Here is a 776-nt window from a genome sequence, read left to right as displayed (position 1 = left end):
AAACTTTGCACAAAACTCACACTATGTAATACTTTATCCACTGAAAATTACATGGTTGCCTGAAATGGATAAAATTGAAGTAAGGGGTGCTCGCACGCACAACCTCAAAGATATAAACCTAACAATCCCAAGAGATAAGTTAATTGTGATTACGGGTTTGTCTGGGTCTGGTAAGTCTTCACTGGCTTTCGACACCCTGTATGCAGAGGGTCAGCGTCGTTACGTTGAGTCACTGTCTGCCTACGCTCGTCAATTTTTGTCCCTTATGGAAAAGCCCGATGTTGACCACATTGAAGGCTTGTCTCCGGCGATCTCTATCGAGCAAAAGTCGACATCCCATAACCCGCGCTCAACAGTGGGAACAATTACAGAGGTCTATGACTACCTGAGACTTTTGTATGCTCGTGTTGGTGAACCTCGCTGTCCAGATCATCATATTCCTCTTGCAGCACAAACCATCAGTCAAATGGTCGATAAAGTGCTCGAACAGCCTGAAGGCTCGAAGATGATGCTGCTTGCTCCTATCGTTAAAGAACGTAAGGGTGAACATGTAAAGACACTGCAAAACCTTGCAGCTCAAGGTTTCATCCGAGCAAGGATCGACGGTGAGACCTGTGATCTTTCCGATCCACCAGCACTAGAACTCCACAAAAAACACACCATCGAAGTTGTGGTCGATCGCTTTAAGGTTCGCCCTGATCTTCAACAACGACTCGATGAGTCTTCTCAGACCACTCTAGAGCTATCTGGTGGTATCGCCGTTGTCGATTGGATGG

General features: G+C 46.1%; 1 pseudogene. It reads left to right on the top strand.

The window, feature by feature from the left end:
* Positions 1-64: 64 nt before the first annotated feature.
* Positions 65-776: pseudogene (locus tag KIV40_RS31690) on the top strand (excinuclease ABC subunit UvrA); the annotation flags it as partial.

It is taken from the genome of Vibrio sp. D173a, assembly GCF_030248475.1.
The sequence above is the reverse complement of the archived record's forward strand: the minus strand, read 5'-3'. Positions and strand labels throughout refer to the sequence as shown.